The following is a 16,223-nucleotide window of genomic DNA, read 5'->3' as shown; positions in this document are numbered from 1 at the left end:
CTGCCTCCGTCAGTTCCGGCGCTCGCATCTGTCCCCCGAACCTCGATGCCTCACTCGGCCGCACGGCGTACGAACCGGCCGGACGACGAGTGCCGTCAGGAGTGGCGAGTTTAATGGTTCCCCAGTTGCGCAATCCCTACATCGTGCTCCGCCGCATCCTGCACCGCATCCGTCTCCGAGTGACGCAGAACGCTCGGCAGCCGCATCACGCCGTCGTACGCCTCTCCGGAGAGGTGACGGCAAAGAAGGCCGCGCGGTTTGAGCGGGAGGTACGGCAGGCCCTCGCGTCGAAGCCCCAGATCCTTGAAATCGATCTGCGCCGCGTCTCTTACCTCGGCCTGGACAGCGGGCGAGTCTTCCTGATGCCGCTGCGGTGGACTCAGCCGGCGGGCACAAGGCTGATCGTCACCCACGTCAGTGATCAGGCCCGTCGTGCCCTCAACCGAATGGGGTTGGAGCCTCTCCTCGAAATTCATGACGAGGACCCACCGACCTGAAAGAGTCGGCCGGCTGGCCCTCGGAGAGCAAGCCGGGATGCCGTGTCCGATGGTGCCTGCTCGGGCAATTCCGGCACCGGCCGGGCTTCCTAGACGAGACCGGGCCCGGCCCGACGGTCAGGAGGGTTTGCGCGGTTCGCGGCGAGATTCTCTTCGATCCGACCGAGCAGAAACGGGAGAACTCCTCGTTCCAGCAGGGCCAACTCCCACTCCTCACGAGCACACGTCATGTCCGACGCGGCATCTTCTGGCACGTCAGCAAGATCAGCCGACCCGTTGCGAACCGCCGCCACGATCAGGTACCCCATATCCCCGAGCGCCCCTCCCACAGCAACGGCGGCAGCGAACAGACCCGTTGTGATCAGTCGGTCGCCGATGTAGGGGCGCCCTCCAAGGGTCAGCAGCGTAAATCCGATGATCAAGCAGGTGATTGCGGCAGCGGCGGCAAGAGTCGGTATGAGCACTGCCAACAGCGGCAGCACGCCGCCTCCGGCGCTCAACGCGCCGGGCGTCGACGCGTCGTTCGCGCTGCGGTCTCGCGTCTTAGCGGCCACGCCCGACCGTGCCTCGACGTATCTGCGATATTCGACAGCCGCTGCGGCGGCGATGTCGTCCCGTGCTTGGAGCGCTCGCGTACGCAGCTGTTCGCGGTCGAGTGACCCGCCAGGGCGACGCAGCGTGTCCGTGACCTGCCGGGAGCGCAACGCGTGCTCGAGAACCCGCTCGAACGTCGCAGTGACCTCTGCCCCAGGCAATTCCGACGCCCGCATGTGTTCCCCGAACATGGAAGCCCCACTCGTCCGCACGGCGTACGAACCAGCCGCTCGAGCGCCGTCAGGAGTGGCGAGTTTAATGCCCTGGTTGCGCAACCTGTAGAGGCAAAGCGACAGGAGCCGTGCACACAGGATTGGGCGAGGGGTTCTCATCGTGGTCGACGAGAACACTCAGCCACGACCTGACGCGAATCGACTCAAACTGGTTCGAGTCGCGGTTCCCGTTGCCGCGCCGGTGCGGCCGTCGGTTCCCACAGCCTGGTGGTCCGTACGTAGCCGTAGACCACTGAGGCCATCGCCAGAATGAGAAGCGGCCCGAACAGCCACGGATGTCCGGCCATCTCGATCGGCAGACAGCGGTACGACACCAAGAGCGCGGAAAAGACCGTAGCGCCGCAGATGACCAGCTGGATTCCTGACCGGTCCCAGCCACGATCGAGCGAGCGCAGCGCTGTCTCGATCGTGAGCGCGAACACCACGCCGGCGACGAGGTCCGCGCCGTAGTGGTAGCCGAATCCCAGCGTTGCGCTGAGCGTGGCAATCAGCCAGAACGTGCCCGCGAACCGCAGAATCCGTGGGGCGCTGCGGGTGTGAATGAAGATCGCGGTAGCCCACGCAGTGTGCAGGCTGGGCATGCAGTTTCGGGGCGTGATCTCGTCGTACGACATCGGGTGCGGGGTGTTTATCGGCGGCGGCGTGTCCGGCCAGAGATTGGCCATCGCCCAGTGCACGCCGCCGGTGCCGGAGGCGCCCGGGCCGTAGGCGAAGACCGGCCCGACCACCGGGAAGATCATGTAAATGGCCGGGCCGAGGAGGCCGATGACCAGGAAGGTGCGCACCAGATGATGGCGCGGGAAGCGGCGCTCGACCGCCACGTTGCGCAGCTGGTACAGCGCGACGATGACCGCGGCCACCGCAAGCTGGGCGTAGACCAAGTGGAGAACGTGGCTGCCGATCGGGCCGGTGGCCCTGACCATCCGGCCCACCAGCCACGAGGGGTTGCCCAGTGCGTGATCGGCGGTGGCCACGTACTGGTCGAGCACCGCCGGGCGGGCCTTCGAAGTGATGAGTAGCCAGGTATCTCCGGACTTGCGGGCGACCGCCAGCAGCAGGCCCAGCCCGACGCCCTTCAGCAACAGGACGCGTTCGGCACCGGTACGGCGCGTGACAGCGATGACCGCACAGCCCACCATCACCCACAACGCGCCGTTGCCGAAGAAATGCCCGTCGCTCATCCTGGCGCCGACCGCCCACCGCACCAGCACGAAGACGACATCGATGCCGATCGCGACACCAGTCGCGATGAACCGTTGCCGCCAGGTGAGCACCACCATCATCAACGCCATACCGCCGTACAGCGGCCCCGGCTTCGGGGCGAATATCAGCCCACTCACCAGGTTGGTAATCGGCCCCGGTTGACCATAGCGGTGTGCGGCGATCTCCAGCGTGATGAGGAATCCAAGAGCCGCCACGCCCGCCGCGACCCACAGCACGGCTCGCCGATGACGCCACGCGGCGACCAACACAGATCTGCCGTTTATTCGCGAAAATACCCGCGATGCTCTAGATATCAATCGTTTGACCGGCTTATTCGATATGGGTTGAGTGGGCGAAAAGCGACGACGGTGATCATCGCGAGTTCGAACATGCTATCGGAGCGGTGCGATGGCTTCCGCTGGCCAAGTAGCTCACGGTTGTCCAGAGGACTCCGAAGCGTCTGCCAATGCGGTCTTGCGGCGTGAACGGGGTGTTGGCATACCGCCAACACCCCGAATACTGCGCACGAACGTCGTTACGCGGCCTGCGAGTGCAAAAGCCGCGCGAGCAGGTCGTCCAGGGTGACCATGCCGGTGAGCTGCCCGTCGGTGTCACGGACGACGGCCAGCGACGCCCGCCGCTGGCGCAGCTGCTCGATGGCGTGGCTGATGGTGTCCCGTTCGGTCAGTTCCGGCACCGGTCGGGCCAGGTCACGGGCGCTGACCGTCCTGCCCCGCGCGCGGGCGATCAGCGCGTCGCGGGCGTGGACGGAGCCGATGACTGCGGAGCCGTCGCGCACGAGCAGGCGGTTGCGGTCGTGCTCGGCGGCCGTGGCCAGGATGGTGTCCGCGTCCGCCGCGGCGTCCACGGACGTGATCAGTGCCGCGGGCACCTGAAGGTCGCCGACCGGGTTCTGCGGCTCGGTCAGGGAGCTGGTGATCAGCTCCGAGTCCTCCTTGCTGATCAGACCGAGCCGCTCCGACTCGACCACCAGATGAGTGAGCTGCTCGCGGTTGTGGACGGCCGTCAGCCCGTCGCGCGGGGTGACCCGGCACATCCGCACCAGCGCGTTGCTCAGCCGGTTCAGCAGCCAGAGCAGCGGGCGGACCGCCTTGACCAGACCCCGGAAGGGCGGAGCCAGCAGCATGGCGGAGCGCTCGGGATGGGCGATGGCCCACGACTTGGGCGCCATCTCACCGACCACCATGTGCAGGAACACCACCACGACCATGGCCACGGCGAACGCGATGCCGTAGCTGACCGCACTCGGCAAGCCCAGCTCGTGCAGCAGCGGGTCGAGTTCGTGCGAGATCGCCGGCTTGGACACCGAGCCGAGGCCCAGGGTGCAGACGGTGATGCCGAGCTGCGCGCCGGCCAGCATCAGGGACAGCTCGCGCATCCCGGCGAGTGCCGCCTTGGCACCGCGCCGGCCTTCGGCGGCGGCCTTCTCCATGCGGTGCCGTTTGGCGGCAACCAGGGCGAACTCGGCGGCGACGAAGAACCCACTGCCGATCAGCAGCAGCACGGTGACGAAGAGCGCCATCGGGAAACTCACGCCTGCTCCTCCTCACGGTCGGCGTCGGTGGTGGGCTCGGGCGATCGCTCCATGCGGACCCGGTCGGGGACATGGCGGTCGAGCGCACGGACCTCCAGAGTCACGCGGCTGCCGTCGGCCAGGTCGACGACGATGCGGTCGCCGACGGTCGGGAAACGGCCGAGTCGGTCCACGATCAGTCCGGCGACCGTGTCGTAGTCGTCCTCCTCGGGCAGTTCGATGCCAGTGGCGTCGGCGATCTCGTCCAGGCGGCGGCCGGCGTCGACCAGCCAGCCCTCGCCGTCGGCCACGGCGGGCACGGTGACGGTGTCGCTCTCGTCAGCGATGTCACCGACGAGTTCCTCGGCGATGTCCTCGTAGGTGACGATGCCGGCGACGCCGCCGTGCTCGTCCAGGACGACGGCGAACTCGTCGTCCTGCTCCCGCATCTGCTCCACCGCGTCCGGCAGCGGCAGGGTGTCCGGCAGCAGCAGGGGCGGGCGCGCGACGGCACCTGCAGGTGTGTCGGCCAGCCTCTCGGCGGGCAGACCCATCAGCTCGCGTACGCCAAGTACCCCCGAGACGTCGTCGGGGTGGTCGCCGAGGACCGGGTAGTTGGAGTGGCCGTGCTCGCCGATCAGCTGGATTGCCTCGGTGGCAGTGGCGTCCTTGCGGACGAAGACGACGTCCGCGCGCGGCACCATCACCTCGTCCAGCGTGCGCTCGGAGAACTCCAGCGCGTGGTCGAGCAACTCGGCGGTGTCCTTGGGCAGCTCGCCCTGCTCGTGGGACTCGCCGATCAGCTGGCTGAGCTCTTCCAGAGTCGCCCCGTGGTGCAGCTCCTCCACGGGCTCGATGCCGACCTTGCGCAGCAGCCGGTTCGCCGCGCCGTCGAAGACATGCACCACCGGGCCGACGACCCGCAGGTAGGTCAGCGTGGAGCCGGCCAGTGCCTTCGCCAGCCGCTCGGGCACGGCGATGGCCAGGTTCTTCGGAGCCAGCTCACCCAGCACCATCTGCACCACCGTGGCACCCACGAAAGCGAGGACCACGGAGATTACGCCGGCCGCTGCATCCGGGATGCCCAGTCCATCCAATGCGGGCTTGAGCAGCGCCGAAACCGACGGCTCCGCGATGAAGCCGACCACCAGACCGGTGACGGTGATGCCGAGCTGCGCGCCCGACAGCATGAACGACAGCCGTTCCAGCACCTTCAGCGCACGGGCGGCCTTCTTGTCACCCGCCTCGGCCTCCCGCGCGAGGGCGAGCCGGTCGGCGGAGACGTAGGCGAATTCCTGGGCAACGAAGTAGCCGGTGGCGGCGGTCAGCACGAACACGGCCAGCAGGCCCAGCGCGGCGCTCGTGGCACTCAACGAACACCACCCCGCCGTGTGCCGTGCTCAGGAAGGTCCTGGCGGGGTGGTCGGGGACTGTTCCCCGAAGGGTCCGTCGATCTGGCGGACAAGGCTGGCACTCCTCTGATAGCAGTGGGACTGAAGAAACGATCCTGGCCACACATGGGTTCCCCGGCGCATCCGGGCCTCATGCGACGGCAGAAGACGCAGAGCCTTTCCGGCTCACATGGTGGGTGGGCACGCCACAAGGGCCCAGGGGGGTGTCGATGGACCGGACCGGCCTTGCGTTCCTGACCGGATTCGGCCTGGCGTGGTGGCTGCTCGGCGCGAGCGCCCTGGGTGAGTCACTGCTGCCGGTGGCGGCTCTGGCAGGAGTTGCCGTCGCGGCCGGAGTCTGGCGCACGGGACGTGACGTACGGCACCCGGGTGGGAGACCGCTTCCCGGTGATGTGCGACGCCGCTTCGTCTGGATCAATGCGCTGCAGTGGCTGGCCATCGCCGCGGTGGTCGGCGGTGCGGAAGCGAGTGGCAGGCCCGAGCTGATCTTCGGCCTGGTGGCCGTCGTCGTCGGCCTGCACTTCCTGCCGGTGGCCGCGCTGTTCCGGCAGCCGAGGTTCCACGTGACCGGGACCTTGATGACGGCTACGGGTGCGGTCGGCTGTGTCATCGGCGTCGCCGGAGAGTCGGCGAGCACTGTCCGGATGACCGTCGGGGTCGGCGCCGCCGTCATGCTGTGGGGCACCGCCTGCCTGGTCCGGCACAAACCGACCGGACCGGCGGAGCCGTCTGAAGCAGAGGAGCCCGTCGGAACGCAGTGAGGGCCGACCGCTCCCGTCGGGCATGTCACCGGCGTACAGCCGCAGGGTTGCGCGCCAACTCGGCGGCGTCTCTCCGGAACGCCCATCCCAGCTTCGGCTCCATCGCGAAGCGGAACAGCCGCTGGACGGGCGGGGTGCACAGAACGGTCATGACCGCGGCGGCGACAAGGGTGACGGTGACCTCGCCGAGCGGCCGGTGCACCCAGGCCGGGTCGTACCAGTGCCCGGGCTTCGCGCTCTGCACGACGAATCCGTGCAGCAGGTACCCGTACAGCGTGCCGGCGCCCAGCGCGGTGAACCACATCCTGCGCGCGGGCACCCAGGCCAGGAAGCAGGCGACCAGAACCGTCGAGCAGCCGAAGGTCACCAGCGTCATGACCGGCCCATACCAGTCAGGCGCGGCCAGTTGCTCGGCGCTGTCGCGGTGGAAGAACCAGGCATAGTTCATCCGCGGTACCGCCCAATACGCCACCACCAGGGCGCAGATGAAGGCCGGCACCGCCAGGATCCGCACCTTCCATCGGCGTACCAGCCGGAAGTGCTCCGGCTTCAGGCAGAGGCCGAGCACGAAGTACGGCAGGAACTGCAGGACACGTTGCAGGTCGAGGTCGTTGCCGATGGAGGGCGAGAGGGTGGCCAGCATGGCGATGGCGAGCGCGAGCGGCAACGGCCGGCGAACAAGCTTCCAGATCGGGGTGGTCAACCGCCAGATGAACAGCGCCGCCAGGAACCAGGTCAAGTACAAAGGATCCAGCAGACTGATCTCACGGTCCGGGGCATGATCGGTCCACCGGGTGAAGAGTGTGTACGCCACCTCGAAGATGACGTACGGGACGACGACGCCTGAGATCAGGCGCTTGATGCGCTGCGGGCTCGCATCGAAACTGCGCGAGAAATAGCCGGAGATGACGATGAAGGCCGGCATGTGGAAGGCGTAGACAAGCATGTACAGCGCGGTGACCGTGCGGCTGCCATCACGCAAGGGCTCCCAGGCGTGCCCGATCGCCACCAGCACGATGGCCAGGTACTTGGCGTTGTCGAAGAAGGCGTCCCGCCGCTTGACCGGTGAAGCCGTCGCCGCGTCGGCCGCTGCTTCCGCCGGTCTGGGTGGGGAAAGGTCCGCCTGGCGTGCACTGCCTGATGGCAGTGTTTGATCGGACGTCGCTTCCCGATGGAACCCAGACAGACCAGAACACCTCTTACTCAGTGACGTGAGGGGCACCGCAGAGAACTCCGGGCACCGGAACCACCCACTTCAGGCCGCGTAAACACCGCCTGTTCACGCCAGTTGCGGCTCAGCGAGCCGGGTTGGTCTCGGCAGCCGGCCGGGCCGGCACTGTCTCGCCAGGGGCCGCCTGGATGACCCGCGCAGCAGGCTCGGCGGGCGTGCTCTCGGCCGCGGCGGCGGTCGACTGGCCGCTATCTTCATCCTTCATGGCCTTGGCCTCGCTCTTGAGGATGCGCATCGACTTGCCCAACCCACGCGCGGCCTCGGGCAGCTTCTTCGAGCCGAACAGCACGATGATGACGATCGCCACGATCAGCAGGTGCCAGGGTTCCAGTCCGTTGCGGAGCATTCCGCCCACCCCTTCTCCACGCTGACGGCGGTGCGGGCCAGGAATGCCGTACCTGCCGTCGACTATTGCTACCTTGCGCAACTGTACAAGCCCCCAGCCGGACCGGCTGCAGCTCGGCCCGGTCTCATTCGTCTGAGTCGGGTTTGTTCCTCGCCGCCGCGTACGCCTGGGTCGGTGTCATGGGGACGCCGTTGAGGCTGACCGTCTTGTACGGGCTGACCTTGGCGCAGGTCTTGGCCTGGTCGGCGGTGGAGGCGTGGGCGCCCCCTACGGCGGCCTTGGTGTCAGCGGGCGCGGGCGAGGAGCCACCGCCCGGGAAGCTGGTGCCGCTGGGCCAGTCGCTGCCGATGACCAGGGTCAGGCCAGTGCCGGTGCCCTGCTTCAGGTGCGAGGTGGACAGGCCGAGCGCCTTGGCGACCGTGGTGGCCTCCGCCTTCTGGCCGGTGCCGTAGGTCAGTGCGGTGGTCGTCGCCGGGCTCGGCGCGTTGGCCGTGGTCGTGCCGGAGCTGAACCCCTGGTCGGTCAGCGCGGACGCGATGTCCGAAGCGCGGCCGGTGACCGCGGTGCCGTTCTCCACGGTGACGGCGATCTGCGACGCGGGCACGGCCGCAGCGGTGGCTTTCGCGGTCGCCGAGGCCGCCGCCGACTTCTTGCCGGAGCCCGTGGTCAGCGACTGGTCGTTGGCGATGGTCGTGAACAGGGACTTGGCACCCGTGCCCACGACCACCCGGTCTTTGTTGTTGGGGTCGGGGGCCGTCTGCATCGTCGTGAACGTCATCCGCTTCGTCGGCACCTTGTTCAGGTCCGACGCGAGCGAGATCAGCTTATTGACGCTGCCGAGGCCGTCGTCCACGGTCAGTGCCTTGGTGGCGGCGTCGGCCAGGTCGTACACCGCGGTGGGGTCGGTGAGCGTGCCCGCGCTCTTGAACTTGCGGATCAACGAGCTGAGGAAGAGGTGCTGGGTCGCCGTACGGCCCAGGTCGCTGCCGTCGCCGAAGCCGTGCCGGGAGCGCACGAACTCCAGCGCCGCGACACCCTTGAGAGTGTGGGCGCCCTTGGACAACTTCAGGTGCGAGTAGGTGTCGTACACGTCGTCGCTGACACAGACGGAGACGCCGCCGACGGCGTCGGACATCTTCACGACGCCGGAGAAGTCAAGTTTGACGAAGTGGTCGATCGGAATGCCGGTGAGCTGGTGGACGGTGGCCACCTGGCACGCGGGGCCGTACTGCAGAGCGCTGTTGATCTGGCCGTAGTAGCCGGATGTGGACTGGTCGCTTTCAGTGTCCTTGCAGGCCGGGACCCGGGTCATGGTGTCACGCGGGATGCTCATCACCGTCGCGTTGGAACGGTCGGCGGAGATGTGCACCACCATCTCCACGTCCGCGTTGCTCCCCGTCTGGACTCCCGTCTTCGAGCAGCCGCCGCCGAGTTTGCAGTCGGCCTTGCTGGTGCGGCCGTCCGAGCCCATGACCAGGATGTTGATCGGGGTGCGGCCGAAGGCGTCGGCTTTCTCGCTGCCCCCCTTGCCGTCGAGGGCGACGCTGTTGATGTTGCCGTTCAGGTGCTCGTAGAACCACCAGCCCGCACCGGCCGTGACCACGATCAGCACGGACAGGGTGATTGCGGCGATCTTGAGCACCCGTCGGCCGCGGCCGGCCGGACGGGCACGGCGCCGAGAACGGGTTCCGCCCCGCGACCGGGAGGCTGCCCGAGCCGCGGCCCGGCCGCCCGGTGGGCGGGTGCCCTCCGCCTCGGACGTACGCTGTCCCGGGACCCGGGTGGTGGTGTGGCCGCGCGTGGCCTGGCGGGTCGGGCCGTCCCACGGGTCGCTCATCTACCACTCCCATGAACGGTCGGGCTCGTCAGGCCGGGCCATCTGTAGTATGGCCGGGCACGCGCGGCTGGTTACGGACAGGCGAGGGTGGGCCCCACCTTGGTTGCGTAGTTGCGCAATCTAACAAACCCGTGGCGTGGGCTGTACAGAGCCGTGCGTATCTCACAGGTGAGGGATCTCATGGGCGGGCGGAACAGCGCCATGTGACCGGTCAGCCCGGCTGACCTCAGTGATCGTTCTTTCCGTACCTCTCGATGATCCACGCGGCGCCACGCTCCGCCAGGGCCCGTCGCCGTGCCCGGCGCGACCGCTGGCCGACGAGGCGTGGTGGCGGAGTCTCTGTCGGCACGGCCGCCACAACCGCGAGCCGACCGGCGGCACGGGCCAGCTCTGCCTGCAACCCCCGACGTCGCTCGGAGGTACCGGCTCTCAGTAACGCCGCATATAGCCCTTCCACCTCGGCCAGGGCAGCGCCGAGCCGCAGATTCGCATCACGCACTCGCCGAATGTCACCGCGCGGCATGGACGCCCTTCCTCCCCCGATCACGGGGTCTTACCCCAGCCGACTGCGATTATTGCGCAACTCGGCAACTCATCCTGGGTTGACGGACCTTCCCGCCTTCGCCCAGTTCTCGTGCAACCGGTCCAGGTACGACCGGGCCTGACTACCCAGGGTGGCGCCACGGGCGAAAGCGAGCATGTTGCCCGGACCGGCGTTGTATCCGAGCGCCAAGAGGTCGTTCTTGGTATAGGAAGCCGGCCAGTGCGCGGGCAGTTGAGTTGCCAGATCGTGCAGGTACCAGGCTTCGGCTTCGATTGCCAGGTCGCGATCGTCGGGCAGTTCCTCCCAGCGGCGACGTGTGAAATCCCGGCCTGTCCTGACCTCATCGAAGGTGGCACGGTGCATGTTGGCGATACCGAAGGCGGCGTCGGGCTTGTACTTCTGCCAGGCTCGTTCGAAGGACGGGTCGTGCGGTTTGTAGGACTCGTTGCAGAGGATCGCCATCACCAGCTGCGCGCTGACGCCCGCCTGCCGGGCACGGGTGCGAACTTGGGAAGCGTAGTCGGCGGGATCGTAAGAAGAGGCGGGCGTCGTGGACGGTGACGGAACGGACGAGCCGGCCGACGGAGTTCGCCCAGAGCGCGATGCCTTGGCCTGAGGCGGTGTGGCGTCGCCTTGCGGGGTGCCGGCGGCGCGGACGATGACGTACAGCGCCAAGGCGAAGACCATGAAAGGTAGCCACCGCATGCGCCTCGGCGCCCTGGAATCGGACATACATGCCCTCCTGTCATCTGTCGTCGGCCAGCGCCCTTGTACAGCAGGAGATTTAAGACCGACGTCAAACGAGACCGTCTGTGCGTGGCTGCATGGATGCGGCGACGGTGCGGAGCATGGGTATCAAGAAGACGACGACGAACAGGCCGAACGCTGTGATGGGCAACAGACCGACAGGATGCACGAGCCTCACGGGATGATTCCGCACCCAGCTCCAGTTGCCGAACCAGTTCGCGCAGACGTCGAACACCATTACCGCGCCTGCCAGCCAGATACCCTCCTTGCGCAGGAGCCCCACCAGCACGGCGGCCAGCGGGTCGAGAAACACCATGCCGATGAACAGCACCTGTGAGACGAGCGGATACGACGCATAGGCGTGTATCCCGCCTCGGGTCAGATCGAGAAGGTGAGCGCAGGTTCCTTCAAGCAAGCCGACGACGTACGCCGCCAGAACCCACCGCGCCCACAGCGGCAGTCCAACCCAGCGCTCCCGCAGCCCGGCGCCCCGCCCGCCTCTCACAGCCCCGATGTCCATGCACCGTGGGATCGCTTGTGACGAGCCCTGGCCAACAGCAGAGCGGCGGCGTACAGAGCCAGGACCAGGCTGAGCAAGAGGTAGTAGACGGTCGGCAGTCCGGCGAGGCCGACCAGTGGGCCGAGCGGTGAAGGCGGCAGCGCCAGGCCGATGACGGACAGGGCGATCACGGCCCAGGCGACTGGGCCGGGCCTGCGGTTCTGTGCTCCTGGACGACCGGCCCGGAGCAACACCATCACCAGGGCCTGGGTGAGCAGGTTCTCGGTGAACCAGCCGGAGTGGAACACCGCCTCGTCGCCGCCGGTGCCCAGCCCATGCAGGGTGAAGGCGAGTACGGCGAAGGTGGCGACGTCGGCCATGGCGTTGAGCAGTCCGAACCCGGTGATGAAGCGCAGGAGGTCGCGAGGGCGCAGTACGGTCGGCCGGCGCAGTACCGACGGGTGCGGGCGGTCGTGGGCGAAGGTCAGCTGGGCCGCGTCGAAGCAGAGATTCTGGGTGAGGACCTGTACGGGAAGCATCGGTAGGAAGGGCAGCAGCAGGCCGGCCGAGAGCATCGCGATCACGTTGCCGAGGTTGGAGGACAGCGTGACTTTCAGATAGGTGGCGATGTTGCCGCCCGCATGCCGGCCTACGTCGACGGCATGGGTGATCGCTGTGAGGTCCTTCTTCGCGAGCACCACGTCCGCGCCCTCGCGGGCCACGTCGGCGGCGCCCTGCGGAGCAATGCCGACGTCGGCGGCGTGCAGGGCGGGCAAGTCATTGACGCCGTCGCCGAGGAAGCCGACGGTGTGCCCGGTGCTGCGCAGTGCCTGGGTGATCCGGGCCTTGTGGTCGGGGGTGCAGCGGGCGAAGACGGTCGTGCGGGCGACCAGGTCGGCCAACTCGGCGTCGGTGAGGGTGTCGATGGCGTCCGCAGTCAGAACGGCGTCCTCGGGCACCGGGATATCAAGGTCGCGGCAGGTCCGGGCGGCCGTGCCGGGGTGGTCGCCGGTGAGGACCTTGACGGTGACTCCTTGCCCGGTGAGGACTTTCAGCGCCTCGGCGGCGGTGGGCGCGAGCGCATCCCGCAGGCTGATCAGGCCATGGAAGGTGAGCCCCTTCTCGTCGGCTTGCGTGTAGTCGCGGTTGCGGGCCGGGCGCTCGGCGGTGGCGACGGCCAGGATGCGCAGCCCGTCGTCGGCCTGCCGGGCCACCAGGTCGCGCACGCGTGCGCGTTCCTCGTCCGAGAGGGTGCAGCGTGCCAGGACCGCTTCGACGTCTCCCTTGACGACCAGGGTGTGCATACCGAGGCGACCGCGGGTGCGGACGACTACGGTGGCGAGGCGGCGGGCCGGGTCGAAGGGGACAGCGGCGATACCGTCGTACGCGAGAAGGTCGTCCTCGTCGACCGCATCCAGGATCGCCTCGTCCAGGGCGTCGGGCTCGGGCAGGTCAGCGAGTTGCAGGGTCCACCAGGCGTTGACGGCGGCCCAGCGCAGGACGTCGGGGTCGTCGCGGCCGTCCGGGCCGAGGCTTCGGTCGACGACGGGCCGGTCCTGGGTGAGCGTGCCGGTCTTGTCCAGGCACAGCACATCAGCGGCGCCGATGTCGTACAGGGCGGGGAGCCGTCTGACGATCACCCCGTGGGCCCGGGCCAGCAGTGAGGCTCCGCGGGACAGGCAGGTGGTGACGAGGACGGGCAGCATCTCCGGGGTCAGCCCCACCGCCACTGCTACCGCGAACGGCAACGTCTCCAGACCGCGTCCGCGCAACGCCGCGTTGGCCATCAACACCAGCGGCGGTGTCAGCAGCATGAACCGGATCAGGATCCAGGAGACGCCGTGGACAGAACGGTCGAAGGCGCTCGGCTCCGGCCGGCTCGCCGCACGGCCGTGCGCGACACCGAAGCGAGTGCTCGCACCGGTCGCGGTGACAACCGCGGTGGCACTGCCGGAGGCGACACTGCTGCCCTGGAAACACCATTGCGGCCGATCGAACAGTCCGCTCCCGGCACGGGAAGGTGTCTCGTCGGTGTGCTTCGCGACTGGAGCCGACTCTCCCGTCAGGGCGGACTGGTGCACGGTCAGGCCGCTCGCGCGCAGAAGGCGTACGTCCGCGGGTACGAGGTCACCCGGACCGAGGCGGATCACGTCGCCGACCACGAGTTCGTCCACGGGGATCTCGCGAGATGTGGGTACCGCGTCCTCGTCGGCGCGCCGCACCACGGTCACTGTGGTGGCGACCAGCTGACGCAATGCGGCTGTGGACCGGTCGGCGCGGTGCTCGCCCGTCGCGCGCAGCGCGCAGCTGACCACGACGAGGGTGAGGATCACCGAGGCGGTGCCCCAGGCGAAGACGGCCGCTGAGACCAACCCGAGGCAGAGCAGGACCGCGGTGAAGGGATCGCGCAGGCTGCGCACGAACAGTCGAGGCCAGGAAGCCTCGACGCGAGCCGGAACGGTGTTGCCGCCGAACCGGGCCAGGCGTGCCTCGGCCTCAGCCTCCGTCAAGCCGCGCGGACCGCTGTCCAGACGGCGCAGTACCTCCAGCAGCGTCGGCGCGGAGGATCCCGGACTCGGCGCCCCAAATACCTCGGAGCCTGCAGCCCCTACCGCAGATACGGCCACCGGAACGGGCGGGTCGGCGTCCCGGTCCGAGGCCGCGGTGGTCTCAGCCACTGGTCCCGTGCAGGAGCCGTACTGGCGCGGAACCCTGGTGAGAACGTGCCGTCAGCTGCCCGATCATCACTCGCACGAGCGTCACGACGTCCGGGTCGTCGATGTAATAGACCTGCCGCCGGCCCTCACGGCGAGAGCGCACGAGCCCGGCGAGCTTCAACTTGGCCAGGTGCTGGCTCACGGCGGGCAGGGCACCACCCACCCGGTCGGCGAGATGCGTGACGTCACTCTCCCCCTGCGACAGCGCCCACATCAAGTGGAGCCTGACAGACGAGGCGAGCAGCCCGAAGGCGCCGGCAGCAGCCGCCAGCACGTCGGCCGACGGGTCCTCGAAGCCACCGACGTTGTCCGTCACAGTCCTGTCCCCTCCCGCCCGCACTTCACAGTCGACGTACATGCCGCCTACACAGTGTAGGCGTCGGTTCCAGGCGGTCCTCCGCAAGCAAGACGCCCGGCCGGGTGGCTGCCGGCCGGGCTCACAGGGCTCGACGCGTCAGTCCTCGTAGTAGTTGTTGACGATGACGTCCGGTTCGTCGTCGTCGAACGCCTCGTTCAGCAGGGCACCGCCGATGAGACCGGCCGCACCGGCACCGATCAGAGCACCGGCACCAAAGCGGCGACCGCCGCCCTGCTGGTCATGGTGGTCGTGATGGTCCGGATACGGCTGTCCGTACCCCTGCTGGGGATAGCCCTGCGGCGCGGGCTGCGGGTAGCCCTGCTGGGGCGGGGTGTAGAACGGCGGCGCCGTGGTCTGCACCCGCTGGGCGCAGCCGCCACACGCCTGGACCGGCCGCGGGACACCCCACTGCGGCGACCAGGTCACGGTGGTCATGCCGGGACCGTGGTTGGGGTCGAAGAAGCAGGTCACGGAGGAACCCCCTGTGGATTGCGGTGATGTGGCGAACGTCTGGGCGGGCGGCGGGGAGACGACCGTCGGTGTCGGCGGAGCAGGGGTGGGCGGCAGGTAGGTGCTACTGCCGCTGCGCGCCTGCGGTGAGGTGGCAGGAGCCGGGCTCGGGGTCTGCTCTCTCAGCACGTCCACGCCGTAGTCCGCGGCGATGCCGGCCAGCCCGGAGGCGTAGCCCTGGCCGACCGCGCGGAACTTCCATTCCGCGCCGTGCCGGTACAGCTCGCCGAAGACAAGGGCCGTCTCGTTCGACAGGCCGCCGGCCGCCAGGTCGTACCGGGCCAGTTCCGCGCCACTGTCCTGGTCGAAAACCCGGATGTGGGCCCGGTGCACCTGCCCAAAGCTCTGTCCTCGGCTCGCGGCGTCGTAGAGAGACACCGGGAAGACGATCTTCTCGACGCCGGCCGGGACCCGGGTGAGGTCGACCTGGATCTGCTGCTCGTCCTCGCCGGCCGGGCGAGCGCCGCCGGAGTGGCGAACCGAGCCGTCAGGACTGCTGAGGTTGTTGAAGAAGACGAAGTGCTCGTCGGACAGCACCTTGCCGGACGGGGCGCAGAGCATCGCGCTGGCGTCCAGCTCATACCCAGTGTTCGCCTGCCAGCCCAGCCCGACCGTGACAGCAGTCAGACCGGGGGCCTGCTTGCTCAGCGACACATTGCCGCCCTTGGTCAGGGACACACTCATGCACGCCCTCCGCAGCTGCTTCCGCTTCCCACTGTCATCGCGATCAACGTGACCCTAACCCCTTCCAGTTCCCGGCTTGCGCAATGTCATGAGTAAGTGACAGGACCCCAACGACTGAGTGGCAAACAGTCAGTACCTCTGGCCATGGCTGAGAGACCTTCCGTAGCCTCTTGCGCAATCAAGCAATGAACGACGTCTGCGCCTGGCGTGTTGGCCGGCGCGGACCGACTGGAGGACAACACCGTGGGCATCATCGGCTGGATCATCCTCGGCCTGTTCGCCGGAGGCATCGCGAAGATCCTGCTCCCCGGCCGCGACCCGGGCGGTCTGATCGGCACCACTCTGATCGGCATCGCGGGATCCTTCATCGGCGGCTGGCTCTCGGCCCACTTCCTCCACCGCTCGGTGGAGAAACACTTCTTCGACCTCTACACGTGGGGCGCGGCCATCGCGGGTTCACTGGTGCTGCTCATCGGATACCGCATCCTCTTCGGCGACTCCCGCGACTGAGCCGGC

At 68.2% G+C, this 16,223-nt stretch carries 14 protein-coding genes and 1 pseudogene; 3 read left to right on the top strand and 12 right to left on the bottom strand.

Annotated elements, in window-relative coordinates:
• Positions 1-113 precede the first annotated feature (113 nt).
• Entirely contained in the window at positions 114-497 is a 384-nt protein-coding gene (locus tag ACQPXS_RS35885) for an STAS domain-containing protein (protein WP_433453642.1), read from the top strand.
• An 89-nt stretch (positions 498-586) separates the two neighbouring features.
• Here the strand turns inward: ACQPXS_RS35885 and ACQPXS_RS35880 are convergent, their stop codons facing one another.
• The 4 genes from ACQPXS_RS35880 to ACQPXS_RS35865 all read right to left on the bottom strand — a co-directional run bounded on the left by ACQPXS_RS35880 (position 587) and on the right by ACQPXS_RS35865 (position 5,434).
• Positions 587-1,282, bottom strand: a complete 696-nt coding sequence (locus ACQPXS_RS35880; protein ID WP_433453640.1) for a hypothetical protein — start codon at positions 1,280-1,282, stop codon at positions 587-589.
• A 185-nt stretch (positions 1,283-1,467) separates the two neighbouring features.
• On the bottom strand, positions 1,468-2,763 hold the full coding sequence (locus ACQPXS_RS35875) for a phosphatase PAP2 family protein (protein WP_433453638.1): 1,296 nt from the start codon (positions 2,761-2,763) through the stop codon (positions 1,468-1,470).
• A gap of 299 nt (positions 2,764-3,062) precedes the next feature.
• Positions 3,063-4,082: a hemolysin family protein gene (locus ACQPXS_RS35870; protein WP_433453636.1), complete on the bottom strand. Its 1,020-nt coding sequence runs from the start codon at positions 4,080-4,082 to the stop codon at positions 3,063-3,065.
• Positions 4,079-5,434 (bottom strand): hemolysin family protein, encoded by a 1,356-nt coding sequence (locus tag ACQPXS_RS35865; protein WP_433453635.1) that lies wholly within the window; start codon positions 5,432-5,434, stop codon positions 4,079-4,081. Before ACQPXS_RS35865 ends, ACQPXS_RS35870 begins: the two co-directional genes overlap by 4 nt.
• Positions 5,435-5,682: 248 nt before the next feature.
• Between ACQPXS_RS35865 and ACQPXS_RS35860 the strand changes: the two genes are divergently transcribed.
• On the top strand, positions 5,683-6,234 hold the full coding sequence (locus ACQPXS_RS35860) for a hypothetical protein (protein ID WP_433453633.1): 552 nt from the start codon (positions 5,683-5,685) through the stop codon (positions 6,232-6,234).
• Between the two features lie 25 nt (positions 6,235-6,259).
• On the opposite strand, the gene ACQPXS_RS35855 is transcribed toward ACQPXS_RS35860, so the two are convergent.
• The 8 genes and pseudogenes from ACQPXS_RS35855 to ACQPXS_RS35820 form a co-directional block, all read right to left on the bottom strand.
• Positions 6,260-7,381: an acyltransferase family protein gene (locus tag ACQPXS_RS35855; protein WP_433456095.1), complete on the bottom strand. Its 1,122-nt coding sequence runs from the start codon at positions 7,379-7,381 to the stop codon at positions 6,260-6,262.
• Between the two features lie 148 nt (positions 7,382-7,529).
• On the bottom strand, positions 7,530-7,811 hold the full coding sequence (tatA, locus tag ACQPXS_RS35850) for a Sec-independent protein translocase subunit TatA (protein WP_433453631.1): 282 nt from the start codon (positions 7,809-7,811) through the stop codon (positions 7,530-7,532).
• A gap of 124 nt (positions 7,812-7,935) precedes the next feature.
• Entirely contained in the window at positions 7,936-9,648 is a 1,713-nt protein-coding gene (locus ACQPXS_RS35845; protein ID WP_433453630.1) for an LCP family protein, read from the bottom strand.
• A gap of 592 nt (positions 9,649-10,240) precedes the next feature.
• Positions 10,241-10,924: a transglycosylase SLT domain-containing protein gene (locus tag ACQPXS_RS35840; protein WP_433453629.1), complete on the bottom strand. Its 684-nt coding sequence runs from the start codon at positions 10,922-10,924 to the stop codon at positions 10,241-10,243.
• A 64-nt stretch (positions 10,925-10,988) separates the two neighbouring features.
• A complete protein-coding gene (locus ACQPXS_RS35835; protein WP_433453627.1) occupies positions 10,989-11,459 on the bottom strand; it encodes a hypothetical protein in 471 nt (156 codons plus the stop codon).
• Positions 11,441-14,116, bottom strand: coding sequence for a magnesium-translocating P-type ATPase (gene mgtA / locus ACQPXS_RS35830; RefSeq protein ID WP_433453625.1), 2,676 nt, complete (start codon positions 14,114-14,116; stop codon positions 11,441-11,443). Before mgtA ends, ACQPXS_RS35835 begins: the two co-directional genes overlap by 19 nt.
• A complete protein-coding gene (locus ACQPXS_RS35825) occupies positions 14,109-14,471 on the bottom strand; it encodes an ArsR/SmtB family transcription factor (protein ID WP_433453624.1) in 363 nt (120 codons plus the stop codon). The genes mgtA and ACQPXS_RS35825 overlap by 8 nt, the downstream gene beginning before the upstream one ends.
• A gap of 678 nt (positions 14,472-15,149) precedes the next feature.
• A pseudogene (locus tag ACQPXS_RS35820) lies at positions 15,150-15,707 on the bottom strand (TerD family protein); the annotation flags it as partial.
• Positions 15,708-15,950: 243 nt separating this feature from the next.
• On the opposite strand from ACQPXS_RS35820, the gene ACQPXS_RS35815 reads away from it, so the two are divergent.
• Positions 15,951-16,217, top strand: coding sequence for a GlsB/YeaQ/YmgE family stress response membrane protein (locus ACQPXS_RS35815; protein WP_383669931.1), 267 nt, complete (start codon positions 15,951-15,953; stop codon positions 16,215-16,217).
• Positions 16,218-16,223 lie beyond the last annotated feature (6 nt).

This window comes from Streptomyces sp. CA-142005, assembly GCF_050942335.1.
Lineage (GTDB): Bacteria > Actinomycetota > Actinomycetes > Streptomycetales > Streptomycetaceae > Streptomyces.
The sequence above is the reverse complement of the archived record's forward strand: the minus strand, read 5'-3'. Positions and strand labels throughout refer to the sequence as shown.